A 24,830-nucleotide genomic window follows, 5' to 3' on the forward strand; every position below is an offset into this window, starting at 1 on the left:
TGATGGCGATGACGTACCGAGGCGACGACGGCGGGCGCCGGATGCCGCCGCCCCGGCCGCCCGCCGGGCGCTCCCGGGAGCACCAGCGCGCGCAGATGATGCCGCTGCCCGGGCGGGGCCGCAGCCCGTACGACGAGCGCACCCGCCCGATGGGCGAGCCGGAGCCCCAGTACGCCCCGCCCCCGCCGCCGCGCCGCGAGCCCCCGCGCCCGGCCGACGACTACCCGCCGTCCCGGCCGCCGCGGCGGCGCCGCCGGTGGAGCTTCGGCAAGGTCCTGGGCGCGCTGGTGCTGGTCTTCGTCGTCTTCCTGGCCGGCATCTGGGTCTACCTGGAGTTCTCGATCAAGCGCGTCGAGGCGCTCGCGGACTACTCGGGCCGCCCGGTCGCCGAGTCCGGCACCAACTGGCTGATCGTCGGCTCCGACAGCCGGGAAGGCCTCACGGCCGAGGACGAGGAGCGGCTCGCCACCGGCGACGTCGCCGCGGCGGGCGGCGGCCAGCGCACCGACACGATCATGGTCGCGCACATCCCGGACAACGACACGAAACCGACGCTGCTGTCGCTGCCGCGCGACTCCCAGGTGAAGATCCCGGGCCACGGCACGAACAAGATCAACGCGGCGTTCTCCCTCGGCGGCCCGAAGCTGCTCGCGCAGACCGTCGAAGGCGCCACCGGCCTGCACCTCGACCACTACGCGGAAATCGGCTTCGGCGGGTTCGCCAAGATCGTCGACGCGATCGGCGGCGTCGACATGTGCATCGACAAGGACATGAACGACACGATGACCGGCATCAGCATCAAGGCGGGCTGCCAGTCCCTCGACGGCCGCTCCGCGCTGGGCTTCGTCCGCATGCGCCACAGCGACGCGACCCCGCGCTCGGACCTCGACCGCGTCGCCAACCAGCGCAAGTTCATCGGCGCGCTGGTGAGCCAGATCGCGAGCCCGGGCACGCTGCTCAACCCGTTCGACTTCTTCCCGCTCCTGTCCTCGGCCCCGGACGCGCTGACGATGGACTCGGGCGACCACGTCCACAACCTGGCGGGCCTGGCGATCGCGATGCGCGGCATCTCCTCGGGCGGCGTGGTGACGACGACGGTGCCGGTGACCAGCGGGTCGGCGGAGAACTGGGACAAGAACAAGTCGAAGCAGCTGTTCGACGCGCTGAAGAGCGACAGCGCGGTGCCGGACAGCGTCATCGTCAATTAATTCGGACGCGCTCGATCCTCGGCCGGGGCACCATGGGAGCCATGGAGACCCCGGCCGAGAAGTACCACGTGGACGAATTCACCTTGGCCCGCTGGCAGTTCGCCGACGGGCCGGAGCTCACGGCGGTCGTCGGCGGGTCCCTCGGCCACATCGGCGCGTGGATGATCTGGGCGGCCGGTGGCTACTCGGCCGACGACTCCGCCGAGTTCCTGAAGCGCACCAGGGACAACTGGGCGACCGGTGAAACCCACGACTTCGCGATCCGCGTCGACGGCGCGATCGCGGGCGCCATCGGCACGATGGCCCGGGACGGCGGCATCGAGATCGGCTACTGGCTCGCGGACGGCTACACCGGCCGCGGCCTGGTCACCCGGGCCGCCGGGTTCCTGACGGCGGAAGCCTTCCGGCTCGGCGCGGGCTACGTCGAGATCAAGCACGACGAGCGGAACGTCCGAAGTGGAGCGGTGCCCGCGCGTCTCGGCTTCGCGAAGGTCCGCGAAGAGCCCGCCGGGAAGCCGCTGGCCCCGGCGTGCGCGGGCACCAACCACGTCTGGCGCAAGGAGAAGCCGTGAACTGGGGATGTGTGAGCGATCGGTGGCTGTGCGAGCGAAGCCAGGTCGCGAACCGGGCCGAGCGACGCGGGAACCGCGCCGAGGCCCATGAGTACACGATCCGGCGACGCCGGCGCGACCGGCCGCGGGGGTGGCCGGCGGCCGGTGTGCGCCGGCCGCCGGGCTGGCCACCGCGCGGGTGGCGCCGCTGATCGCTCAGGACACCTTGTTGCGCTCCCGCAGCACCTTGAGCGCCTGGTCGGCGTGGACGGTGAAGTTCAGCTCGCTCTTGATCTTCTCGAGCACCTTCCGGTCCTCGCCGATCACGAAGGTGACGCGCTTGGCGTGCAGCGGCAGGAGCTTGCGCCAGACGCCGAACTGCTTCGCGACCTCGCCGTCCACATCGGACAGCAGCGGGTAGTCGAAGCCGTTGGCCTCGGAGAACTGCCGCTGCTTGGTGACGCCGTCCGGGCTGATCCCGATCCGGTGCGCGCCGACCTCGGCGAACTCGGCGGCGAGGTCGCGGAAGTGGCAGCTCTCGGCGGTGCAGCCCCCGGTCATCGCGGCGGGGTAGAAGAACAGCACGACCGGCCCGGTGGCCAGGAAGTCCGACAGCGTGCGGTCGGCTCCCCGGTCGTCGGGCAGCGTGAAGTCGGGGGCGAGGTCTCCGGCGTCCATGGACGTCCCTTCTCATCGGCGGCAGAACCCATCCTGCCGGTCCTTCGGAGCCACCCCGCGACCGGCTTGGTCCCGCGCCCGACGCGGGGTCAGGGGACCGGGTGGCGGGCGATGAGTTCGTCGACCTCGTCGCCGGTGGCCGAATCCGACACGAACGGGCCCCGCGCCGCCAGGACGCCCAGCTGCCGCAGCCGGGCCGCCTGTTCGTGCGTGCGGACGCCCTCCGCGCCCACGCGCAGCTTCAGCTCGCGGGCGCGGGTGATCAGCTGGGTCAGGTGCCGGATGTCCGCCTCCGCCGGTTCCACCGCGTCGAGCGCGTCGACCACCGGCCCGGACAGGATCACGTGACGGATCGGCAGGTCGTGCTGGGGGATCAGCTCCAGGTCCGCCGAGCCCGAAATCGTCAGGACGAGCTGCGCGCCGAGGTCGGACAGCACCGCGAACGACTCCAGGACCTCGCCGCCCGGGTCGAGGACCGAGTCGCGGTCCGTGCACAGGCGAAGCGCCTTCGCCGGCAGCTCGTGCTTGTCCAGCTGCTCCTTCACCAGCAGGACCAGGTCCGGGTCGATGGCCAGCCGCGCCGGGAGGCGGACGCAGACGTCCGGGGCCGCGTCGCCGAAGCGGGCGCGCCAGCGGGCCGTCGCCGCCAGGGACTCGGCCAGGAGCCAGCGGCCCAGCGGCACCGTCATGCCCGTCGTCCGGGCCAGCGGGTAGAACTCGTCGGAGCTCAGCTCGCCCTTCTCCGGGTGGTTCCACCGCAGCCCCGCGTTGACCGCGGCCAGCTCTTCGGTGCGGGCGAGCCGGACCGTGGGCTGGTAGACGAGCGAGAACTCGCCGTTCTCCAGCGCGCCGGCGATCACCGCGCCGAGCTGGTAGCGGCCGCGGTCGCGGGCGTCCAGCTCCGGGTCGAACAGCATCCACTGCGCCTTGCCGGCCTCCTTGGCCCGGTGCAGCGCGATCTCCGCCGCCCGCAGCAGCTCCGCCGCGCCGCCCTCGACGGCCGCGCGCACCACGATGCCCGCGCTCGCGCTGACGCCGATGCCGTGCCCGCCCAGGTAGATCGGCTCGTTGAGGTCCTCCAGCGCGCGCTCGACCAGGCCGACGACCTCGGTGGCGGCCAGCTCGCCGCGCAGCAGCACCGCGAAGCCGTCGCCGGACAGCCGGGCGACGAACCCGTCGTGGTGGCCGGTGAAGACCGCCGACAGCTTGGCCGCCACCCCGCGCAGCACCTGGTCGCCGACGCCGGCGCCGAGGCCGTCGTTGATCACCTTGAAGCCGTCGACGTCGAGGTAGATCAGCGCGATGTCGTCGCGCGCGCCGGCGCCGAGCGCGGCTTCCAGCTTGGTCGTGAACGACGACGCGTTCGGCAGCCCGGTCAGCGGGTCGTGCACGTTCTGGTGCAGCAGCCGTTCCTGCAGCAGGTGCAGCTCGTTCGCGTCGGACACCATCAGCACCGGGTAGACCGACCCCGGCTTGTCGCCGGGCAGCCGGGCGAGCGTGACGTCGGTCCAGAGCTGCCCGTCCTCGGCGTGGTCGAGCAGCATCCGCTCCTGGTACCGCTCGCGCGCGGTGCGCACCTGCTCGAGCCCCGCCTTGAGCCGCGAGACGTCGTGGTCGGTCGAGCCGAGGTCGGTGAGGTGCCGGCCCCGCAGCTTTTCCGGCGAGCAGCCGAGCAGCTGGCCCAGCGCGAGGTTGGCCTCCACGATGTCGCCGTCCGGGTCGGCGAGCGCGATCCCCATCGGCGACGCGGCGTAGAGCGCGGAGAACCGCAGCAGCGCGCCGTCGTGCCGGGAGCCGGCGTGGTCGGCCGCCTCGGTCGCGACCTCCAGCAGAAGGGGTTCGAGCTCCTCCGGGGGAAGTGTTACTCCTTTGGTGTCGGCCAAGGTCGCCGCCCACCGGCGGGCCACGTCCAGCAGTCCTGGCGCGGCTCCGGGTTCAGGCACACTCCACCTCTTCACGCACAGGTCAGGCCAGTTCAGACGGGGTGTCGGCGGGCACGAAGCCACACTAGGTACCCCTCGCCCGCGACCGATGCCACGCCATCATGCGAGTAACGGGGTGTCTACCGGCTGAACGAGTGAACGACTGTCCACATGAGGTGACATCTTGTCACGGCGTGTATGCCGTGGTAGACGCCGGCCGGGTCAGCGCGGCGTCAGCCGCACCGGCAAACCGTCGGCCGGGACCGGCAACGAGACGTAGTCCCACTTCGCGGTGTAACTCTCCGGAACCGACCAGCGGTAGGCGCGCAGCATTTCGTGCATCAGCAACTTCACCTCGAGCCCGCCGAAGTGGAGCCCGATGCACTTGTGCGCGCCACCGCCGAAGGGCATCCACGCCATCCGGTGCGACTTGTCCTCGCGGCGCGGCTCGGCGAACCGCTCCGGGTCGAAGCCGAAGGGGTTCGTCCAGCACTCCGGCGTGAAGTGGTTGATCGTCGGGGAGACGCCGACCAGGGTGTTCGCCGGGATGTAGTGCCCGAGCACCTCGGTGTCCTTCACGGTCTGGCGGGTCAGCGACGGCACCGGCGCGACCAGCCGCAGCGCCTCCTTCATGACCAGGTCGAGCGTCTCGAGCTCGTCGACGGCGTCGATGTCGAGGACGTCGTCGCCCAGCGCCAGTGACTCGGCGCGGGCGCGGTCCTGCCACTCGGGGTACTTCGCCAGGTAGTAGGCCATGGCGCTGCTGGTGATGGTCGTCGTGTCGTGCGCGGCCATCATCAGGAAGATCATGTGGTTGACGATGTCGGTGTCGGTGAACCGGTCGCCGTCCTCGGTGGTGGCGTGGCAGAGCGCGGAGAACAGGTCGTCGCCGTCGGAAGCCCGCTTGGCGGGGAGGTTCTCGCCGAAGTAGCGCTCGAGGACGCGCCGCCCGTGCAGGCCGGCGGACCAGCGCCCGCCCGGCACCGGGAACCGCACGAACGCGGTGCCGGCGCGCACGGAGTTGACGAACGCGCGGTTGATCCGGTGCGCGTCGGCGCCGCTGCGCATGCCCATGAACACGCGCGTCGCGACGTCGAGGGTCAGCTGCTTGAGCGCCCAGTACAGCCGCGGCCGCCCGCTCGACTCCCAGCTCGCGACGCCTTCGCGCAGCGCGGGGCCCATCTCGTTGACGTAGCCGGTCAGCCGTTGCCGGGTGAAGGCCTCCTGCATGATCCGGCGGTGCAGGTGGTGCTCGCCGAAGTCCATCAGCATCAGGCCGCGCTCGAAGAACTTCTCGATGAAGAACTTCCAGCCCTCCTGGGAGAACGCCTTGTCCTTGTTGACGAGCGCGATCTGCGTCGCCTCCGGTCCGGAGAGCGCGACGATCCGGCGCCCGAAGCCGGCGGTCCACGAGACCGGGCCGTAGAGCTCGTGGCGGCGGAGGCCGAACGCGGGGCCGAACCGCATCATCTCGAGCATGTGCCCGACCACCGGCGGGCCTTCGTCGCCGAGGACGGGCTTGAGGCCGCTGCCCGCGGGCGGCGTCGCGAGTTCCTTGACCGGCCAGCGCGACCGCAGCCAGCGTTCGTCGACCCCGCGGGGGAGGGGGAGCGCCGTCAAGGGCGGCACCCGTTCACGCAGTGCTTCGGTGGCTCGGCTCACGGTGCCCGGCAAAGTGACCATCTCCCCGCTGAGATCGGCTACCCCTCCACGATGCACCCTTGTTGACGGTCTGACAACACCTGGGTCGCCGTCTTTTCGGGTGGTCGATGGTTCCGGAACCCGCTCGGGTTGACGCCGCGGACGCGCTTGAAGGCGGCGCTGAAGGCGAAGGGGTCGGCGTACCCGACTTCGCGCGCGACCGCCGCCACACTGGCGCCGTCGAGAAGGAGATCGGCGGCGAGCGTCATGCGGCGGCGGGTGAGGTAGGTCAGCGGCGGTTCGCCCATGAGGCCGGTGAAGCGCTTGGCGAGCGTCGAACGCGACACGCCGGCCCGCCCGGCCAGCGCACCGACCGTCCACGGCGCCGCGGGCTCGTCGTGCAGCAGCCGCAGCGCGGGGCCGACCACCGGGTCGCGCTGGGCGGTCCACCACGCCGGGGGCTCGCCGCCGGGCCGGTCGAACCACTCGCGCAGCGTGCAGACGAGCATCCAGTCGAGCAGCCGGTCGAGGACGACCTGCTGCCCAGGGGTGTCGGCGGCGACTTCGGCGGCGAGGTGGTCGAGGACGGCGTCCCCGGTGCCGCCGCCGTCCACGCGCAGCACGACGGGCAGCGCGTCCAGCAGCGGGCGGCTGATCTCCCCGCCGACCGGGTAGGCCCCGACGATCAAGGTCGTGGCGCCGGCCCCGGGGTCGTACCAGCCCCGCCGGTGCCGGGTCCCGCCCAGCTCGGGCTCGGCGCAGAATTCGCCGCACGCGACGGGTTCCGCGCGGGTCCCGACCTCGTCGACGAAGCGGAAGGTCCCGGGCCCGCGCACGACGACGGTCTCGTACGCCCGCAGCGGCTCCGGCGGACCTTCCTCGGGCACGATCCACCCGGCGCCGTCGAGGACGGTGCAGAGGGTCAGCGGGGCGCCGTCGACGAAGTGCAGCGACCAGGGCGGCGACAGGGCGGAGCTGCCGAACAGCGAGCCGTGGGCCCGCACGCCGCGGAAGAGGTCACCCAGAACGTCCACCCCTCAGACGATCGCACAGGTTTTCCGGCTTTTCACCCATGGGATCGTCCGAGCCGGGCGGGTTGAATCGGGGGCATGGACACCCTGACCCCCGCGGACCTCGAGTTCCTCCGCCGCCCGCTGCACGGCTTCCTGACGGTGGCGGGCGGCCAGCCGCGCCCGATCTGGTTCGAGGCCACCGAGGCGGGCACGCTGCAGCTGTTCTCCGAACCGGACGCACCCAAGGTCCGCCGCCTCCGCCGCGACCCCCGCGCATCGATCGTCGTGGCGGCCCCGGTGGGCGAGCGCGAACGGTGGATTTCGGCCTCGGGCGAGGTCTCTCTGGAGCCCGACGGCGCCCACGCCTTGGCGGAGCGCCTGGCGGCCCGCTACTGGGACCTCGACGACCCGTCCCGCGCCGCGGACCTGAAGGAAATCCTGGCCGCGGACCAGATCCGGCTGGTCCTGCACCCGGAGCGGGTGCGCCGCTACGCGTACTGACCCCAGCAGGGCCGAAGTCGCGGTTTTCGGGGGTCGTTCCCACGTTTCTTCCCACGCGGAGCCGCCCCGGCTCGGCCGGCGGCGACCACTTCACGCCGCGTCGCCGGGCGCTCGCGGGAGTCTTCTCCGCCGGCCGCGTGGGAAATGTTCCCCGAGCGGCCTCCGCGGTCAGGGGATCGAGGTGCCCTTTCGAGCCCCTGACCTGCGGCCGGGCTGCTCACCGCGGCGCCCGGTCCACGACTCGCCCGTAAGCCACCTCGAGGAACGCCGAGTTCCCCAAGGTGGCCTTCACGAACTTCGCGCCGGGAACTGTCGGACCCCGCCGCTAAACTGGAGACCGGGGGGCGCAGCCCATCACGCCAGCTCGGCCCGCACCTCCGCCGCCGCGGCCACCAGGTTGCGCAGCGCCGGTTCCACCTCCGCGTACCCGCGCGTCTTCAGGCCGCAGTCCGGGTTCACCCACACCCGCGAAGCCGGCACCGCACCCACCGCCGTTCGCAGCGAAGCCGCCACCTCGCCGGCCGGAGGCACGCGGGGCGAGTGGATGTCGTACACCCCCGGGCCCACGCCGCGGGTGAAGCCGGCCGCGTCGAGGTCCGCCAGCACCTCCATCTTCGAGCGGGCCGCCTCGATCGACGTGACGTCCGCGTCCAGCGCGTCGATCGCCGGCAGGACCTCGCCGAACTCCGAATAGCACATGTGCGTGTGGATCTGGGTCGCGTCGGCGATCCCCGACGTCGCCAGCCGGAACGCCGAAACCGCCCACGCGAAGTACTCCGAGTGGGCAGAACGCCGCAGCGGCAGCAGTTCCCGCAGCGCCGGCTCGTCGACCTGGACGATCCGGATGCCCGCCGCCTCCAGGTCGTGGACTTCGTCGCGGATCGCCAGCGCCACCTGCCGCGCCGTCTCGGCCAGTGGCTGGTCGTCGCGGACGAACGACCACGCCAGGATCGTCACCGGGCCGGTCAGCATCCCCTTGACCGGCTTGCGCGTCAGGCTCTGCGCGTACCGGGCCCACGAAACGGTCATCGGCGCCGGCCGCGAGACGTCGCCGTAGAGGATCGGCGGGCGGACGCAGCGGGAACCGTAGGACTGCACCCAGCCGTGCGCGGTCGCGGCGAACCCGCTCAGCTGCTCGGCGAAGTACTGCACCATGTCGTTGCGCTCCGGCTCGCCGTGCACCAGCACGTCCAGTCCGAGCTCCTCCTGCAGCCGGACGACCCGCTCGACTTCGCGGCGCATCGCGGCGTCGTAACCGGCGTCGTCGAGCGTCCCCGCCCGGTGCGCCGCCCGCGCTCGGCGCACCTCCGGAGTCTGCGGGAACGAGCCGATCGTCGTGGTCGGCAGCGGTGGCAGGCCGAGCGCGGCCCGCTGCGCGGCGGCACGCTGTTCGTAGGGCGCCCGGGGTGCGGGCTCGAGCGCGGCCAGCCGGGCCCGGACGGCCGAATCGGCCAGGTCGGCCGCCGCCGCCCGGTCCGCGACCGTCGCCCGCGCCGCGGCCAGGTCCGGGGATTCGCCGCGCAGCGCACGCCCGAGCAGCACGACCTCGTCGACCTTCTGCCGCGCGAACGCGAGCCAGCTCTTCAGCCGCGGGTGCAGGTCTTCGCGCGAGACGTCGTAGGGCACGTGCAGCAGCGAGCACGACGTAGAGACGCTCACGGACTTCGCGACGCCGAGCAGCGTCGCAGCCTTGCTCAGCGCCCGGTGCGGGTCGGTCCGCCAGACGTTGCGCCCGTCGACGACGCCGGCGACGACCTCCTTGTCCCGCAACGCCGGCTCGGCCGCCACAGCATCCACAAAGGACTCGTCGCTGACCAGGTCGACGGCGAGCGCGTCGATCGGCGCGCGGGCCAGCGCGCCGAGCCCGCGGCCCAGCCCGCCGAAGTAGCCGGCCACCAGCAGCTTCGGCCGCGCCGTCGCCTTCCCGAGCCGGTGGTACGCGCGGATCAGCGCGTTCAGCTCGGCTTCGGTGCGGTCGGCGGCGAACGCGGGCTCGTCGAGCTGGACCCACTCCGCGCCCGCGTCGTGCAGCTTCGCCAGGAGATCGACGTAGCGGGGGAGCAGCGCGTCGAGCAGGTCCAGCGGGGCGAACCCGCCGGTGCCCTTGGCCAGCAGCAGGAACGTGACCGGGCCGAGGAGCACCGGCCGCGTCTCGATCCCGAGCGCGCGGGCCTCCCGGTACTCGTCGAGGGGCTTGGTCCCGGCGAGCGTGAACTCGGTGTCCGGGCCCAGCTCGGGGACGATGTAGTGGTAGTTCGTGTCGAACCACTTCGTCATTTCCAGCGCCGGCGCGTCCTGGACGCCCCGCGCGGCGGCGAAGTACGTGTCGAGCGGCGAAAGACCCGGCCGGGCGGGCAGCGCGCCGAACAGCTCGGCGGTGTCGAGCACGTGGTCGTAGTGCGAGAACGTGTTGGACGGGATCGAGTCCAGCCCGGCGTCCCGCAGTTCGCGCCAGGTGCGTTCACGCAGGTCCCGGCCGGTGGCGAGCAACGCGCCCGCGTCGATCCTGCCCGCCCAGTAGCGCTCGAGGGCGCGTTTGAGCTCCCGGTCCGGGCCGATCCGGGGGTAGCCGAGCACAGTGGTGCCGATGGTCACAGCTCTCTCCTCGCGAGCTAGTCCGAAGAGCCCGGACGCGCGCGAAGGCGAGCGTTTCGGTCGTGCCCATCCCGCGAGGCCCGGACTCGCGCACGCCGTCGGCGTCCGCACCACGGGCAGGTCTTCGGACTCGTGGGCGAACCGCTCGCGCCTACCGGCCGTCGCTTCCCAAGCTCACGCTCAGTGCTTCTTGACGGCTTTCGTTCCCACTCACCGCTGCGGGGCAGTCCCGGATTCGCACCGGGTTCCCTGTTGCCTCCCCGGGACGTCGACAGCCCGGCCCGGGGAACCAGTGGCGCGGCCGAGTCTAGGACATCGCCCGGGCGGGCGGTACCGGGCGAGAGCCCGGGTTCGGATCGGCACCGCGGTGGCCGAAGGCGGGCGTCCGGCACGAGGTGTGCGGCCGGACCGGTGAAGTCCTCCTCGCGAGTGGCGGGCCCGAACCGCCCGCCGGTCGTGACGCCGCCCGCAAGTACGCCCCGGGCATGAAAAAGCCCGGCCACGCCGACAGCGGCGTGACCGGGCTCAGTACGGGGGACTCAGTCCCAGTCGAGGGCGCCGCCCGACTGGTACTCGATGACGCGGGTCTCGAAGAAGTTCTTCTCCTTCTTCAGGTCCATCGCCTCGGACATCCACGGGAACGGGTTCTCGGTCTCACCGAAGATCGGGGCGAGGCCGATCTGCTGCGCGCGGCGGTCGGTGATGAAGTGCATGTACTGCTCGCACAGCTGCGCCGAGAGGCCGAGCATGCCGCGCGGCATCGTGTCGCGCGCGTAGTTGACCTCGAGCTCGCACGCCTCCTTCAGCATGCCGCGCACCTCCTCCTGGAACTCGGGAGTCCACAGGTGCGGGTTCTCGATCTTGATCTGGTTGATGCAGTCGATGCCGAAGTTCAGGTGGATCGACTCGTCGCGCAGGATGTACTGGTACTGCTCGGCGATGCCGACCATCTTGTTCCGGCGGCCCAGCGACAGGATCTGCGCGAAGCCGGTGTAGAACCACATGCCCTCGAAGATCACGTAGAACGCGACGAGGTCGCGCAGGAACGCCTGGTCGGCCTCCGGCGTACCGGTCTCGAAGTCCGGGTTCTCCAGGTTCTGCGTGTACTTCAGCGCCCACGCGTCCTTGTCCGAAATGGACGGGACCTCGCGGTACATGTTGAACAGCTCGCCCTCGACCAGGCCGAGGCTCTCGCAGATGTACTGGAAGGTGTGCGTGTGCACGGCTTCCTCGAACGCCTGGCGCAGCAGGTACTGGCGGCACTCGGGGTTGGTGATCTGCCGGTACACCGCGAGCACGATGTTGTTGGCCACCAGGGACTCCGCGGTCGCGAAGAAGCCCAGGTTGCGCTTGAGCATCTGCCGCTCGTCCTCGGTGAGGCCGTCCGGCGACTTCCACAGCGCGATGTCGGCCTGCATGGCGACCTCGGTCGGCATCCAGTGGTTGTTGCAGCCGGCCAGGTACTTCTCCCACGCCCACTTGTACTTCATGGGCAGCAGCTGGTTGACGTCGGCGCGCGCGTTGATCATGCGCTTGTCGTCGACGTTGATCCGGGCGGCGCCGACCTCGATCTCCCCGAGGCCGGTCGCGTCCGTCGTCTCCACGTTGGTCATCTGTGCAGGGGTTCCTTTACTGGCAGGCTTCGCAGTCGGGGTCGTCGATGCGGCAGGCGGCGCCTTCGGTGGCGACGAAGTCGACGTCGGGCTCCGGCGTCGGCGCCGGGGCGGGCGCGGGCGTCGGAGCCGGCGCGGGGGCCGGGACGGCCGCGGCGGGCGCCGGGGCCGGGGTGGCCGAGACGGCGTTCAGCTTGCCGTCGGTGCCGCGCAGGGTGCTCTTCTCCACGTGCGTCGCGGACTGCGCGCGCAGGTAGTACGTGGTCTTGAGGCCCTTGTGCCACGCGTAGCGGTACAGCTGGTCGAGCTTGCGGCCGCTCGGCGCCGCGATGTACAGGTTCAGCGACTGCGCCTGGTCGATCCACTTCTGGCGCACCGAACCGGCGTCGACGATCCACTTCGACTCGATCTCGAACGCCGTGGCGTACAGCGCCTTCAGGTCGTCCGGCACGCGGTCGATCTGGCCGAGGCTGCCGTCGAAGTACTTGAGGTCGCTGACCATGACCTCGTCCCACAGCCCGCGCTGCTTGAGCGAGCGGACCAGGTGCGGGTTGACCACGGTGAAGTCGCCGGACATGTTCGACTTGACGAACAGGTTCTGGAACAGCGGCTCGATCGACTGGCCGACCCCGGAGATGTTGGAGATCGTCGCGGTCGGCGCGATCGCCATCACGTTGGAGTTGCGCATGCCGACGGTCTTGACCCGCTCGCGCAGCGGCGCCCAGTCCAAAGTGGACGAGGTGTCGACGTCGAGGGCGTCACCCTGGCGGGCGTCGATGAGCAGCTGCAGCGAGTCGATCGGCAGGATGCCCTTGCTCCACAGCGATCCCTCGAACGACTGGTACTGGCCGCGCTCCTCGGCGAGGTCGGTCGACGCCGAGATCGCGTAGTAGGAGAGGTGCTCCATCGAGACGTCGGCGAACTTCACGGCCTCTTCGGACGCGAAGGGGACGCCGATCTCGAACAGCGCGTCCTGGAAGCCCATGATGCCCAGGCCGACCGGGCGGTGGCGCAGGTTGGAGCGGCGCGCCTCCGGGATCGTGTAGAAGTTGATGTCGATCACGTTGTCCAGCATGCGGACGGCCGTGCGGACGGTCTTCTCGAGCCGCGCGGTGTCCAGACCGGACGGGGTGACGTGCTTGAGCAGGTTCACCGAGCCCAGGTTGCAGACCGCGACCTCTTCGCTGTTGGTGTTCAGCGTGATCTCGGTGCACAGGTTGGACGAGTGCACGACGCCGACGTGCTGCTGCGGCGAGCGCAGGTTGCACGGGTCCTTGAACGTGATCCACGGGTGGCCGGTCTCGAACAGCATGGTCAGCATGCGGCGCCACAGCTCCACCGCGCGGATCTTGCGGAACACCTTGATCTCGCCGCGCTCGGCCTTCGCCTCGTACTCGCGGTAGCGGGCGGCGAACTCGTTGCCGTAGAGGTCGTGCAGGTCCGGGGTCTCGTTCGGCGAGAACAGCGTCCACTCGGCGTTCGCCTCGACGCGGCGGAGGAACTCGTCGGGCACCCAGTTCGCGGTGTTCATGTCGTGCGTGCGCCGGCGGTCGTCACCGGTGTTCTTGCGCAGGTCGAGGAACTCCTCGATGTCCACGTGCCACGTCTCGAGGTACGCGCACGCCGCGCCCTTGCGCTTGCCGCCCTGGTTGACCGCGACGGCGGTGTCGTTGGCGATCTTGAGGAACGGCACGACGCCCTGCGACTGGCCGTTGGTGCCCTTGATGTGCGCGCCGAGGCCGCGGACCGGGGTCCAGTCGTTGCCGAGGCCGCCCGAGTACTTCGCCAGCAGCGCGTTGTTCTTGTACGCCTGGAAGATCGAGTCCAGGTCGTCGTCCACCGTGGTCAGGAAGCAGGACGACAGCTGCGGGCGCGTGGTGCCCGAGTTGAACAGCGTCGGGGTGGACGCCATGAAGTGGAAGCTCGAGAGCAGTTCGTAGAACTCGATCGCGCGGGCTTCCTTGTCGGCCTCGCGGATGGCGAGCCCCATCGCGACGCGCATGAAGAACGCCTGCGGCAGCTCGAAGCGGGTGCCCTCGTGGTGCTGGAAGTACCGGTCGTACAGCGTCTGCAGGCCGAGGAACCCGAAGTCGAGGTCGCGCTCGGGCCGGATCGCGGCGGTGATCTTGTCCAGGTCGAAGCGCAGCAGCTCGGCGTCGACCAGCTCCAGCTCGACCGCGCGGCGCAGGTAGGCGCGGAAGTACGGCGCGTACTCGCCCGTCATCTCGTCCTGGCTGGCCTGGCGCGGCTTGCCGGCGAGGTAGCTCAGCGCCTCGCCGCGCAGCTTGTCCAGCAGCAGGCGGGCGGAGACGTAGGAGTAGTTCGGCTCCTGCTCGACCAGCACGCGGGCGGCCAGGACCTGCGCCAGGGCCAGCTCGTCGGCGCTGATGCCGTCGTAGAGGTTGCGCTTGGCCTCGGCCAGCACCGGCTCCGCGGAGACGTCTTCGAGGCCGGCGACGGCTTCGCCCACGACGTGGGACACGCGCGCCCAGTCGAGCGGGCGCAGCACGCCGTCGGTGCCCTTGACGTTCAGCGTGGCCTCGGTGGTGGCGGGCTTGGCGGCCTCGCGGGCCTTGCTGCGCTCCTCGCGGTAGAGGACGTAGGCGCGGGCGACCTTGTGGTGCTCGCCGCGCATCAGCGCGAGCTCGACGATGTCCTGGATCTGCTCGATGTGCAGGGCGGTCTCGGGGCCGGCGTGGCGCAGCAGCGTCGTCTCGACCTGCTGGGTCAGCTCCGCGACGACGTGGTGCACGCGGGAGGACGCGGCGGCGTCGCCGCCCTCGACCGCGAGGAACGCCTTCGTCAGCGCGACCGAGATCTTCCCGGCGTCGAACGGCGACACGCTGCCGTCCCGCCGGATGACCCGGATCGCGGTGGGTGTGTCGGCGGCGGCGGGCCGCTGACCGGTTTCGACTGACATGCGTGTCTCCAAATTTGGGCGCGTTGGATCGCCACACGGCCTCACGAGGCCGTGCGCAGGTCTTTCTCCAGGCTGCTTGGCAGGTCTTGCGCAGCGGTCTCCCCGTCGCTGGGGCCTGCCGGTTCCCAGAGACTACATGTAGGGGTGCCTGCCCGCACGGGCCCCCAGATGGCGTGTCGCGAGTTCACTCTGACGGGATTGCGTGATCACCCAGAGAAGCACTTCAACGCGCGATCGCAGGGTCTCGCGGGTAGGTTTTCGCGGCCGCTCAGGCGCCGAAGCGCAACTGCGAGCCCGGGAGTTCCAGGCTCGCCACCGGGCGGCGCCCGTCGAGGTAGCCCAGCGGGCCGTCCGGGTTGAAGCTCCAGTCCGCCGACGCCGGGCGCGGGCGGATCTTCGCGCCCACCGGGGTGCGCAGCAGGCCGTCGCGCTCCTGGACCACCTCGAACGACGTCGGCACCCGCAGCGGCAGGCCCGGGCGGCGCTTGAAGGCGGCCGTCGCGATCCAGTCGCCGGACGTGGCCGCGGTCGCGGTGAAGGTGGGGCCGCTCGTGAAGTCCAGGGTGGCCAGGCCCTTCGGGATCGCCCACAGCTCGCGCCCGCCGGCCATCGACGCCTCGCTGTCGACCCAGATCTCCGTGATGGAGCACGAAACGCGCCGCGCCTTGATCGACACCGCGGCCAGCAGCTCGTGGTAGGCCAGCTGCCCGGGCGGGGTGTAGTCGATCCACGCCGTGAACACCGACGCCTGGCCCGCGACGAGCAGCGGTGCCGCACCGGGGGGCAGGGAAGGCAGCCGGGACGGCGGCACCCGCCAGATCGAGACGCGCGCGTCGGCGGTCAGGTGCCAGGGCTGCGGGGGGTAGAGGCTCATTTGTCCAACCAGGGGAGGTACGAAGGCAGGTCCTTGTCGACGCGCATGCCGAACTCCGGCGGCCGCTTCTGCAGGAACGACATGACGCCCTCGACGGCGTCGGGGCTCGCGCCCAGGCCGCCGATCAGCTTCGAATCGAGTTCGTGCACCGGGAACGGCGATTCCGCGCTCGCCATCCGGTAGAGCAGCTGGCGGGTCACCGCGACCGATACCGGCGCGGTCGTCGAGGCGATCTCGCGGGCCAGCGCGTAGGCCTCGTCGAGCACGGTGCCGTTCGGGAAGACCTGGTGCACCAAGCCCTTTGCGAGAGCTTCGGACGCGGGGAACACCCGGCCGCTGATCATCCAGTCCAGCGCGGTCCCCATCCCGACCAGCCGGGGGAGGAACCACGCCGACGCGCCTTCGGGGTAGATTCCGCGCCGCGTGAACACGAAGCCGAAGCGCGAGTCCTCCGAGGCGAGCCGGTAGTCGCACGAGAGCGTGATCGTGACGCCGCCGCCGACCGCCGCGCCGTGCAGCGCCGCGATCACCGGCTTGTTCATCGTGAAGATCCGCTTCGAGCACCGGCCGGCGGGTTCCTGCCACGCCGCGTCCGGGCCGGTCGACGGGTCGAAGTCGAAGCCGCCCTGCGAGAGGTCGGCGCCCACGCAGAAGTCCTGGCCCGCGCCGGTCAGCACGACCACGCGGACGTCCTCGTCGCGGTCCGCGCGGTCCATCGCGTCGCCGAGCTCGTCGGCCATCCGGATCGTGTAGCCGTTGCGCGCCCCGGGGCGGTTCAGCGTCACCGTGGCGATCCGCTCCGCGACGGCGTAGGTGATCTCGGCGTAGTCGGCCATGGCGACGAACGTATTGCAGACCGGCACTACTGGCAAGATGTCAATAGTGTGTCCGCAGCGTCCCGGGCGAAACAATCAGGCGTGCTTGATTTTTCCGGCGGCCGGTGCGACGCTGGGCGCCAGGACGCAAGGAGGCGGCGGATGGCGGATCTCGGCGTGATCCTCGGGGATCTCGACGCGGAGACACGGACGATCGACGACGTGGTGGCGGACCTGCCGGCGTCGGACTGGGCGCGGGCGACACCGGCGGCGCGGTGGACCGTCGCGCACCAGATCGCGCACCTGGCCTGGACCGACCGCAAGGCCCTGATCGCGGCCGCGCACCCGGAAGACTGGCAGGCCGAGGTCGAGGAGCTGCTCAAGGCGGGGGAGACCTACGTCGACGACGGCGCCGCGGCCGGGGCCGAGCGGCCGCCGCGGGAGATCCTCGAAGACTGGCGTGCCGGGCGCGCGGCACTGGCCGAAGCCCTCGCGGCCGTGCCGGACGGGCAGAAGGTGCCCTGGTACGGCCCGCCGATGAGCGCCGCCTCGATGGCCACCGCGCGGCTGATGGAGACCTGGGCGCACGGCCAGGACGTCTTCGACGCGCTCGGGCTCACCCGTGAGCCGACCGCCCGGATCTGGCACATCGCACGCTTCGGCACGCGGACCCGCGACTTCGCCTACAAGGTCAACTCGCTCGCCCCGCCGGCCGGGGAGTTCCGCGTCGAACTCGCCGCCCCGGACGGCACGACCTGGGCGTTCGGCCCGGAGGACGCCGAGCAGAAGCTCACCGGGAGCGCGCTGGGCTTCTGCCTCGTCGTCACGCAGCGGCGGCACCCGGCCGACACCGACCTCGTGGCGCACGGCGCCGACGTCGAAGAGTGGCTGACCATCGCGCAGGCCTTCGCCGGGCCGCCCGGGGAAGGCCGGAAGCCGGGGCAGTTCGCATGACCTACCGCATCGGCAACGCGTCCGGGTTCTACGGCGACCGGTTCTCCGCGGTCCGCGAGATGCTGACCGGCGGCCCCCTGGACGTCCTGACCGGCGACTACCTGGCCGAGCTGACCATGCTCATCCTCGGCCGCGACCGCATGAAGGACGCCAACCGCGGCTACGCCAAGACGTTCCTGCGCCAGATGGAGGAAAACCTCGGCCTGGCGCGGGAAAAGGGCGTGAAGATCGTCGCCAACGCGGGCGGCCTCAACCCCGCCGGGCTCGCCGACGCCCTCCGCGAACTGGCGGCCAAGCTCGGGCTCGACGTGAAGATCGCGCACGTCGAAGGCGACGACCTGGTCGCGCGCGCCGAGGAGCTCGAACTCGGGAAACCGTTGACCGCCAACGCCTACCTCGGCGCCTGGGGCATCGTCGAGTGCCTGAACGCGGGCGCCGACGTCGTCGTCACCGGGCGCGTCACCGACGCCTCGGTGATCGTCGGCCCGGCCGCCGCGCACTACGGCTGGGCCCGCGACGACTTCGACGCGCTCGCCGGCGCGGTCGCGGCCGGGCACGTCATCGAATGCGGCGCGCAGGCCACCGGCGGCAACTACGCCTTCTTCACCGAGCATTCCCTGGGCGTGCCGGGCTTCCCGATCGCCGAGATCGAGGCCGACGGCTCCAGCGTCATCACCAAGCACCCCGGCACCGGGGGCGTGGTGAACACCGGCACCGTCACCGCCCAGCTGCTGTACGAGATCACCGGCGCGCGGTACGCCGGGCCGGACGTCACGACCCGGTTCGACACGCTCTCGCTCACCGAGGACGGACCCGACCGCGTCCGCATCTCCGGCGTGCGCGGGGAGGCGCCGCCGCCGACGCTGAAGGTCGCGCTGAACACCCTCGGCGGGTTCCGCAACGAGACGACGTTCGTCCTCACCGGACTCGACGTCGAGGCGAAAGCCGCGCTGGTGCGCGAACAACTCGAGGCGGCGCTCAAGGACCACCCGCCCGCCGACGTCCGCTGGACCCTCGCGCGCACCGACCACGCGGACGCCGACACCGAGCAGACCGCGAGCGCCCTGCTGCACGTGGCGGTGAAGGACGCCGACCCGAAGGTGGCCGGGCGGGCCTTCACCGGGGCCGCGGTCGAGCTGGCGCTGGCCAGCTACCCCGGCTTCCACGTCACCGCGCCGCCTTCGGACGCTTCGCCGTTCGGGGTCTACACCGCGGCCTACGTGGCCGCGGGGAAGGTGCCGCACGTCGCCGTGCTGCCGGACGGGATGCGGGTCGACACAGCGCCTTCGACGTCCACCCAGGACTTGTCCGATGTGGACGAGCCCGCGCTGCCCGAACCCCTGGACCACGGGCCGGTGCGCCGCGTGCCCCTGGGTGCGATCGTCGGAGCCCGCAGCGGGGACAAGGGCGGCAACGCCAACCTCGGCGTCTGGGTGCGTTCCGAAGCGGCGTGGCGCTGGCTCGTGCACCGGCTCACCGTCGCCGAGTTCAAGCTGCTGCTGCCCGAGACCGCGGACCTGCCGGTGACGCGGTACCTGCTGCCGAACCTGCGGGCGGTGAACTTCGTCGTCGAGGGCATCCTCGGGCAGGGCGTCGCGTCGCAGGCGCGGTTCGACCCGCAGGCCAAGGCGTTCGGCGAATGGCTGCGCTCCCGTGAAATCGACGTCCCCGAGGTGCTCCTGTGACCGATCCGTTCCGGACGCCCGAACGCGCCGAGCTGCGCAAGACCGTCCGCAGGTTCGTCGAGCAGGAAGTCCTGCCGCACCTCGACGACTGGGAGCGCGCCGGCGAACTGCCCCGCGAGCTGCACCGCAAAGCCGGCGAGCTGGGCCTGCTCGGCGTCGCCTTCCCCGAGGAGATCGGCGGCGGCGACGGCAACTACCTCGACGCGCTGGTCGTCGCCGAGGAGATGCACTGCGCGGGCGGGTCCGGCGGGCTCTTCGCGTCGCTGTTCACCTGCGGCATCGCCGTCCCGCACATCGCCGAGGCGAACGACCCCGTCCAGCTCGAACGCTGGGTCCGGCCGACCCTCGCCGGCGACAAGATCGGTTCGCTCGCCGTCACCGAGCCGGACGGCGGCTCGGACGTCGCCGGGATCCGGACGACGGCGGTGCGCGAAGGCGACGAGTACGTCATCAACGGCGCCAAGACCTACATCACCTCCGGCTGCCGCGCCGACTTCGTCACGACGGTCGTGCGCACCGGTGGCGACGGTGCCCACGGGCTCTCGCTGATCGTCGTCGAGCGCGGGACGCCCGGGTTCACCGTGTCGCGCAAGCTCGAGAAGATGGGCTGGCTCTGCTCCGACACCGCCGAGTTGTCCTACGTGGACGTCCGGGTGCCGGTCGAGAACCTGGTCGGTGCCGAGAACAGCGGCTTCGCGCAGGTCGCCACCCAGTTCGTCACCGAACGGCTCTCGCTGGCCGTGCAGGCGTACGCGCACGCCCAGCGGGCGCTCGACCTGACGCTGGACTGGTGCCGGCTGCGCGAGACGTTCGGCCGGCCGCTCATCTCGCGGCAGGTCGTGCAGCACAAGCTCACCGAGATGGCGCGCAAGGTGGACGTGGCGCGGACCTACACCCGGCAGGCCGCGGTCCGGCACGTCTCGGGCGAGGAAGTCATCGCCGAGGCCTGCTTCGCCAAGAACACCGCCGTCGAGGCTGCCGAGTGGGTGGTCAACGAGGCCGTCCAGCTGCACGGCGGGCTCGGCTACATGCGCGAGTCCGAAGTGGAGCGCCACTACCGCGACGTCCGGATCCTCGGCATCGGCGGCGGCACCACCGAGATCCTCACCGGCCTGGCCGCGAAGCGATTGGGATACACCTCGTGACTACTCTGAGGTCCACAGTGGACACGCGGGCCGCCGAGTTCGGCGCGAACCGCGAGGCGATGCTGGAGAAGCTCGCCGAGATCGACGCCGAGCAGGCCAAGGCCGTTGCCGGCGGCGGCGAGAAGTACGTCGAACGCCACCGCAAGCGCGGCAAGCTGCTGGCCCGCGAGCGGATCGAGCTGCTGCTCGACCAGGACTCGCCGTTCCTGGAGCTCTCGCCGCTGGCCGCGTGGGGCACCGACTACCGCGTCGGCGCCAGCCTGGTGACCGGCATCGGCGTCGTCGAAGGCGTCGAGTGCCTGATCTCGGCGAGCGACCCGACGGTCAAGGGCGGCGCCAGCAACCCCTGGACGACGAAGAAGAGCTTCCGGGCCGCGGACATCGCCGCGCAGAACCGGCTCCCGTCGATCAACCTCGTCGAGTCGGGTGGCGCGGACCTGCCGACGCAGAAGGAGATCTTCATCCCCGGCGGCCGGATCTTCCGGGACATCACGCGGGCCTCGGCCGCGGGCTGCCCGACGGTCGCGCTGGTCTTCGGCAACTCCACCGCCGGTGGGGCGTACCTGCCGGGCATGTCGGACTACGTCGTGATGGTCAAGGAACGCGCCAAGGTGTTCCTCGGCGGGCCGCCGCTGGTCAAGATGGCCACCGGCGAGGAGTCCGACGACGAGTCGCTCGGCGGCGCCGAAATGCACGCGCGGACGTCCGGCCTGGCGGACTACCTGGCCGTCGACGAGCAGGACGCGATCCGCCTGGGCCGCAACATCGTCAAGCGGCTGAACTGGACCAAGCAGGGCCCCACGCCGAAGCCGGACTACGCCGAGCCGCTGTACGACGCCGAGGACCTGCTCGGCATCGTGCCGACCGACCTCAAGGTGCCGTTCGACCCGCGCGAGGTGATCGCCCGCGTCGTCGACGGCTCCGACTTCGACGAGTTCAAGCCGCTCTACGGCTCCTCGCTGGTGACGGGCTGGGCGAGCATCCACGGCTACCCGGTCGGCGTGCTGGCCAACGCCCAGGGCGTGCTGTTCGGCGAGGAGTCGCAGAAGGCCGCGCAGTTCATCCAGCTGGCCAACCAGATCCACACGCCGCTGGTGTTCCTGCACAACACGACCGGCTACATGGTCGGCAAGGAGTACGAGCAGAGCGGCATCATCAAGCACGGCGCGATGATGATCAACGCCGTCTCGAACTCGAAGGTGCCGCACCTGTCCGTCCTGATGGGAGCGTCCTACGGCGCCGGGCACTACGGGATGTGCGGCCGCGCCTACGACCCCCGGTTCCTGTTCGCCTGGCCGAGCGCGAAGTCCGCGGTGATGGGCCCGGCACAGCTGGCCGGCGTGCTGTCCATCGTGGCCCGCGCGGCGGCCGAGAGCCGGGGCCAGGAGTACAACGAGGAGCACGACAAGGCCATGCGCGCCATGGTGGAAGGCCAGATCGAAGCCGAGTCGATGCCGATGTTCCTCTCCGGCATGCTCTACGACGACGGCATCATCGACCCGCGCGACACCCGCACCGTGCTGGGGCTGAGCCTGTCCGCGATCCACAATGGACCAGTGAAGGGCGCCGAGGGCTTCGGCGTCTTCCGGATGTGAGTGAGCGATGATCCAGAACCTGCTGGTCGCCAACCGCGGCGAGATCGCCCGCCGCGTCTTCCGCAGTTGCCGCGACGCCGGGATCGGCACGGTGGCGGTGTTCTCCGACGCCGATGCCGACGCGCCCCATGCCCTGGAAGCCGACGCGGCCGTCCGGCTGCCCGGCAACGCGCCGAGCGAGACGTACCTGCGGGCCGAGCTGCTGGTCAAGGCCGCGGCCGACACCGGCGCCGACGCCGTCCACCCGGGTTACGGCTTCCTGTCCGAGAACGCCGCGTTCGCGCGCGCCGTGCTCGACGCGGGGCTGACCTGGGTCGGGCCGCCGCCGGCGGCCATCGAGACCATGGGCTCCAAAGTGGAGTCCAAGCGGCTGATGGCCGCCGCGGGGGTCCCGGTGCTGGCCGAACTGGACCCGGCGTCGGTCACCGAAGACGACCTTCCGCTGCTGGTCAAGGCCTCCGCCGGGGGTGGTGGCCGCGGGATGCGCGTGGTCCGCTCGCTCGACGAGCTGGCCGAGGCGGTGGAGGGCGCCAGTGCGGAGGCCGGGTCCGCGTTCGGTGACCCGACCGTCTTCTGCGAGCGGTACCTGGAGACCGGGCGCCACATCGAGGTCCAGGTCCTGGCCGACACCCACGGCACGGTGTGGGCGGTGGGGGAGCGCGAGTGCTCGATCCAGCGCCGCCACCAGAAGGTCGTCGAAGAAGCGCCTTCGCCGTTCGTCGACGACGCCTTGCGCGCGGAGCTGTTCGACGCCGCGCGCAAGGCCGCCAAGGCGATCGACTACGTCGGCGCGGGCACGGTCGAGTTCCTCGCCGGGCCCGACGGCCGGTTCTACTTCCTCGAGATGAACACGCGGTTGCAGGTCGAGCACCCGGTGACCGAGAACGTCACCGGCCTCGACCTGGTCGCGCTGCAGCTGCGCGTCGCCGAGGGCGAGCACCTCCCGGCCGATCCGCCGCCCGCGGTGGGCCACTCCATCGAGGTCCGGCTCTACGCCGAAGACCCGGCCGCGGGCTGGCAGCCGCAGAGCGGCACGCTGCACACGTTCGAAGTACCGGACGTCGACCGGCAGTTCACCCAGGGCGCCGGGCTCCGGCTCGACTCGGGGTTCGAGAGCGGTTCGGTGGTGGGCGTCCACTACGACCCGATGCTGGCCAAGGTGATCACCTGGGCGCCGACCCGCGCCGAGGCCGCCCGGCGGCTCGCGAAGGCCTTGGCGGCGGCGAAGGTCCACGGCGTCGTCACCAACCGCGACCTCCTGGTGAACATCCTGCGGCACGAAGCCTTCCTCGCCGGGGAGACCGACACGGCGTTCTTCGACCGCCACGGTCTCGACACCCTGGCCGCGCCGCTGGCCACGCCCGACACCGAGCGGCTGTCCGCGCTGGCCGCGGCGCTGGCGGACGCGGCGGGCAACCGCGCGTCGGCGACCACGCAGGGCAGGCTGCCGAGCGGCTGGCGCAACGTGCGCTCGGCCGGGCAGCGCAAGGTCTTCACCGTCGCCGGCCGCGAGCACGAGGTCGTCTACTCGCTCACCCGGGACGGCCTGCGGGCCGAGGGGTTCGAGGCGGACCTGGTCAGCGCCGCGCCGGGCCGGGTCGTGCTGGACGTCGCCGGGGTGCGGCGCACCTTCGACGTCGCCCGCCGCGACGGGGTGTCCTACGTGGACTCGGCGCTCGGGTCGGTGGCGCTCCGGGCCGAGCCGCGGTTCGCCGACCCGGATGCCGCGCTGGCCGCGGGGTCGCTGGTCGCGCCGATGCCGGGCACCGTCGTGCGGCTCGCCGTGCAGGCCGGGGATCCGGTCAAGGCCGGTGATCCGCTGCTGTGGCTCGAAGCGATGAAGATGGAACACCGGATCGCCGCCCCCGCCGACGGCGTGGTGGCGGAACTGCCGGTGACAGTGGGACAGCAGGTCGAAGTGGGCACGATCCTCGCGGTGGTGGGAGAAGCGGAATGAACGCCATGAACTTCATCGAGCCGGAAGAGCGGATCGCGCTCCGCAAGGCCGTCGCCGAGCTCGGGGCCAAGTACGGGCACGAGTACTACGCGCGCAAGGCCCGCGCGGACGAGAAGACCCACGAGCTGTGGGACGAGGCCGGCCGGCTGGGCTACCTCGGCGTCAACATCCCCGAGGAGTACGGCGGCGGGGGCGCGGGCATCGCCGACCTCGCCGCGGTGCTCGAAGAGCTCGCCGCCGCGGGCTCGCCGCTGCTGCTCATGGTCGTCTCGCCGGCCATCTGCGGCACCGTGATCTCCCGCTTCGGCACCGAAGAGCAGAAGAAGCAGTGGCTGCCCGGCATCGCCGACGGCAGCAAGCGGATGGTCTTCGCGATCACCGAGCCGGACGCCGGGTCGAACTCGCACAAGATCACCACCACCGCCAAGCGCGACGGCGACGGCTGGGTCCTCAGCGGACGCAAGGTCTACATCTCCGGCGTCGACGAGGCCGACGCGGTGCTCGTCGTCGGCCGCACCGAGGACGCCAAGACCGGCAAGCTCAAGCCCGCGCTGTTCATCCTGCCGACCGGCACCGAGGGCTTCGAGTACACGAAGATCCCGATGGACATCGTCGCGCCGGAGAACCAGTTCTCGCTGTTCCTCGACGACGTCAGGCTCCCGGCCGAGGCGCTGGTCGGCGAGGAGGACGCGGCCATCGCGCAGCTGTTCGCCGGCCTCAACCCGGAACGCATCATGGGCGCGTCGTTCTCCCTCGGCATCGCCCGGTACGCGCTGGCCAAGGCCGTCGGCTACGCGAACGAGCGGCAGGTCTGGGGCGCGCCGATCGGCACCCACCAGGGGCTCGCGCACCCGCTGGCCGAGATCAAGATCGAGCTGGAGCTCGCGAAGCTGATGACGCAGAAGGCGGCGTCGCTCTACGACTCCGGCGACGACTTCGGCGCCGGCGAGTCGGCCAACATGGCCAAGTACGCCGCCGCCGAGGTCGCGATCCGCGCGACCGACCAGGCCGTGCAGACCCACGGCGGCAACGGCCTCGCCACCGAATACGGCCTCGGCACGCTGGTCACGGCGGTGCGGCTGGGCCGGATCGCGCCGGTCAGCCGCGAGATGGTGCTCAACTTCGTCGGCCAGCACAGCCTCGGCCTGCCCAAGTCCTACTAG

Annotated in this window: 17 protein-coding genes, 1 pseudogene and 1 riboswitch; of the genes and pseudogenes, 9 read left to right on the forward strand and 9 right to left on the reverse strand. The window is 71.4% G+C overall.

Annotated elements, in window-relative coordinates; all coding sequences use genetic code 11:
- The first annotated feature begins 2 nt into the window (after positions 1 to 2).
- Both AB5J73_RS27160 and AB5J73_RS27165 read left to right on the forward strand, forming a co-directional pair.
- Positions 3 to 1,208 (forward strand): LCP family protein, encoded by a 1,206-nt coding sequence (locus AB5J73_RS27160; protein WP_370961486.1) that lies wholly within the window; start codon positions 3 to 5, stop codon positions 1,206 to 1,208.
- Between the two features lie 41 nt (positions 1,209 to 1,249).
- Positions 1,250 to 1,780 (forward strand): GNAT family N-acetyltransferase, encoded by a 531-nt coding sequence (locus AB5J73_RS27165; protein ID WP_370961487.1) that lies wholly within the window; start codon positions 1,250 to 1,252, stop codon positions 1,778 to 1,780.
- 195 nt (positions 1,781 to 1,975) lie between these two features.
- Here the strand turns inward: AB5J73_RS27165 and AB5J73_RS27170 are convergent, their stop codons facing one another.
- The 4 genes from AB5J73_RS27170 to AB5J73_RS27185 all read right to left on the reverse strand — a co-directional run bounded on the left by AB5J73_RS27170 (position 1,976) and on the right by AB5J73_RS27185 (position 7,034).
- Positions 1,976 to 2,437: a peroxiredoxin gene (locus AB5J73_RS27170; RefSeq protein ID WP_370961488.1), complete on the reverse strand. Its 462-nt coding sequence runs from the start codon at positions 2,435 to 2,437 to the stop codon at positions 1,976 to 1,978.
- Positions 2,438 to 2,526: 89 nt separating this feature from the next.
- Positions 2,527 to 4,344, reverse strand: coding sequence for a putative bifunctional diguanylate cyclase/phosphodiesterase (locus AB5J73_RS27175; RefSeq protein WP_370973357.1), 1,818 nt, complete (start codon positions 4,342 to 4,344; stop codon positions 2,527 to 2,529).
- 237 nt (positions 4,345 to 4,581) lie between these two features.
- Positions 4,582 to 6,042 (reverse strand): cytochrome P450, encoded by a 1,461-nt coding sequence (locus AB5J73_RS27180; RefSeq protein ID WP_370961489.1) that lies wholly within the window; start codon positions 6,040 to 6,042, stop codon positions 4,582 to 4,584.
- Between the two features lie 17 nt (positions 6,043 to 6,059).
- The gene (locus tag AB5J73_RS27185; protein WP_370961490.1) at positions 6,060 to 7,034 is read right to left on the reverse strand and encodes an AraC family transcriptional regulator; all 975 of its coding nucleotides are present in this window, start codon (positions 7,032 to 7,034) and stop codon (positions 6,060 to 6,062) included.
- A gap of 75 nt (positions 7,035 to 7,109) precedes the next feature.
- Here AB5J73_RS27185 and AB5J73_RS27190 point away from each other — a divergent pair, with 75 nt between their 5' ends.
- A complete protein-coding gene (locus AB5J73_RS27190) occupies positions 7,110 to 7,514 on the forward strand; it encodes a pyridoxamine 5'-phosphate oxidase family protein (RefSeq protein ID WP_370961491.1) in 405 nt (134 codons plus the stop codon).
- A 354-nt stretch (positions 7,515 to 7,868) separates the two neighbouring features.
- On the opposite strand, the gene metE is transcribed toward AB5J73_RS27190, so the two are convergent.
- From metE to AB5J73_RS27215, 5 genes and pseudogenes are all read right to left on the reverse strand, one after another.
- On the reverse strand, positions 7,869 to 10,109 hold the full coding sequence (metE, locus tag AB5J73_RS27195) for a 5-methyltetrahydropteroyltriglutamate--homocysteine S-methyltransferase (RefSeq protein ID WP_370961492.1): 2,241 nt from the start codon (positions 10,107 to 10,109) through the stop codon (positions 7,869 to 7,871).
- 97 nt (positions 10,110 to 10,206) lie between these two features.
- A riboswitch (cobalamin riboswitch) is annotated at positions 10,207 to 10,404 on the reverse strand.
- A 244-nt stretch (positions 10,405 to 10,648) separates the two neighbouring features.
- Positions 10,649 to 11,725: pseudogene (locus tag AB5J73_RS27200) on the reverse strand (ribonucleotide-diphosphate reductase subunit beta); the annotation flags it as partial.
- A 13-nt stretch (positions 11,726 to 11,738) separates the two neighbouring features.
- Positions 11,739 to 14,642, reverse strand: a complete 2,904-nt coding sequence (locus AB5J73_RS27205; RefSeq protein WP_370961493.1) for a ribonucleoside-diphosphate reductase subunit alpha — start codon at positions 14,640 to 14,642, stop codon at positions 11,739 to 11,741.
- A gap of 268 nt (positions 14,643 to 14,910) precedes the next feature.
- A complete protein-coding gene (locus tag AB5J73_RS27210; RefSeq protein WP_370961494.1) occupies positions 14,911 to 15,516 on the reverse strand; it encodes an acetoacetate decarboxylase family protein in 606 nt (201 codons plus the stop codon).
- On the reverse strand, positions 15,513 to 16,352 hold the full coding sequence (locus AB5J73_RS27215; protein ID WP_370961495.1) for an enoyl-CoA hydratase-related protein: 840 nt from the start codon (positions 16,350 to 16,352) through the stop codon (positions 15,513 to 15,515). The genes AB5J73_RS27210 and AB5J73_RS27215 overlap by 4 nt, the downstream gene beginning before the upstream one ends.
- Before the next feature lie 141 nt (positions 16,353 to 16,493).
- Between AB5J73_RS27215 and AB5J73_RS27220 the strand changes: the two genes are divergently transcribed.
- From AB5J73_RS27220 to AB5J73_RS27245, 6 genes are read left to right on the forward strand one after another with little or no spacing between them, the layout of a single operon-like run.
- On the forward strand, positions 16,494 to 17,285 hold the full coding sequence (locus tag AB5J73_RS27220) for a TIGR03084 family metal-binding protein (protein WP_370961496.1): 792 nt from the start codon (positions 16,494 to 16,496) through the stop codon (positions 17,283 to 17,285).
- A complete protein-coding gene (locus AB5J73_RS27225) occupies positions 17,282 to 18,970 on the forward strand; it encodes an acyclic terpene utilization AtuA family protein (protein WP_370961497.1) in 1,689 nt (562 codons plus the stop codon). The genes AB5J73_RS27220 and AB5J73_RS27225 overlap by 4 nt, the downstream gene beginning before the upstream one ends.
- The gene (locus AB5J73_RS27230) at positions 18,967 to 20,115 is read left to right on the forward strand and encodes an acyl-CoA dehydrogenase family protein (RefSeq protein ID WP_370961498.1); all 1,149 of its coding nucleotides are present in this window, start codon (positions 18,967 to 18,969) and stop codon (positions 20,113 to 20,115) included. The genes AB5J73_RS27225 and AB5J73_RS27230 overlap by 4 nt, the downstream gene beginning before the upstream one ends.
- Complete coding sequence (locus AB5J73_RS27235) at positions 20,112 to 21,710, forward strand: acyl-CoA carboxylase subunit beta (RefSeq protein ID WP_370961499.1); 1,599 nt, start codon at positions 20,112 to 20,114, stop codon at positions 21,708 to 21,710. Before AB5J73_RS27230 ends, AB5J73_RS27235 begins: the two co-directional genes overlap by 4 nt.
- A 7-nt stretch (positions 21,711 to 21,717) precedes the next feature.
- Positions 21,718 to 23,667: a biotin carboxylase N-terminal domain-containing protein gene (locus tag AB5J73_RS27240; RefSeq protein WP_370961500.1), complete on the forward strand. Its 1,950-nt coding sequence runs from the start codon at positions 21,718 to 21,720 to the stop codon at positions 23,665 to 23,667.
- On the forward strand, positions 23,664 to 24,830 hold the full coding sequence (locus AB5J73_RS27245; RefSeq protein ID WP_370961501.1) for an acyl-CoA dehydrogenase family protein: 1,167 nt from the start codon (positions 23,664 to 23,666) through the stop codon (positions 24,828 to 24,830). The genes AB5J73_RS27240 and AB5J73_RS27245 overlap by 4 nt, the downstream gene beginning before the upstream one ends.

This window comes from Amycolatopsis sp. cg9, from assembly GCF_041346945.1.
Lineage (GTDB): Bacteria > Actinomycetota > Actinomycetes > Mycobacteriales > Pseudonocardiaceae > Amycolatopsis.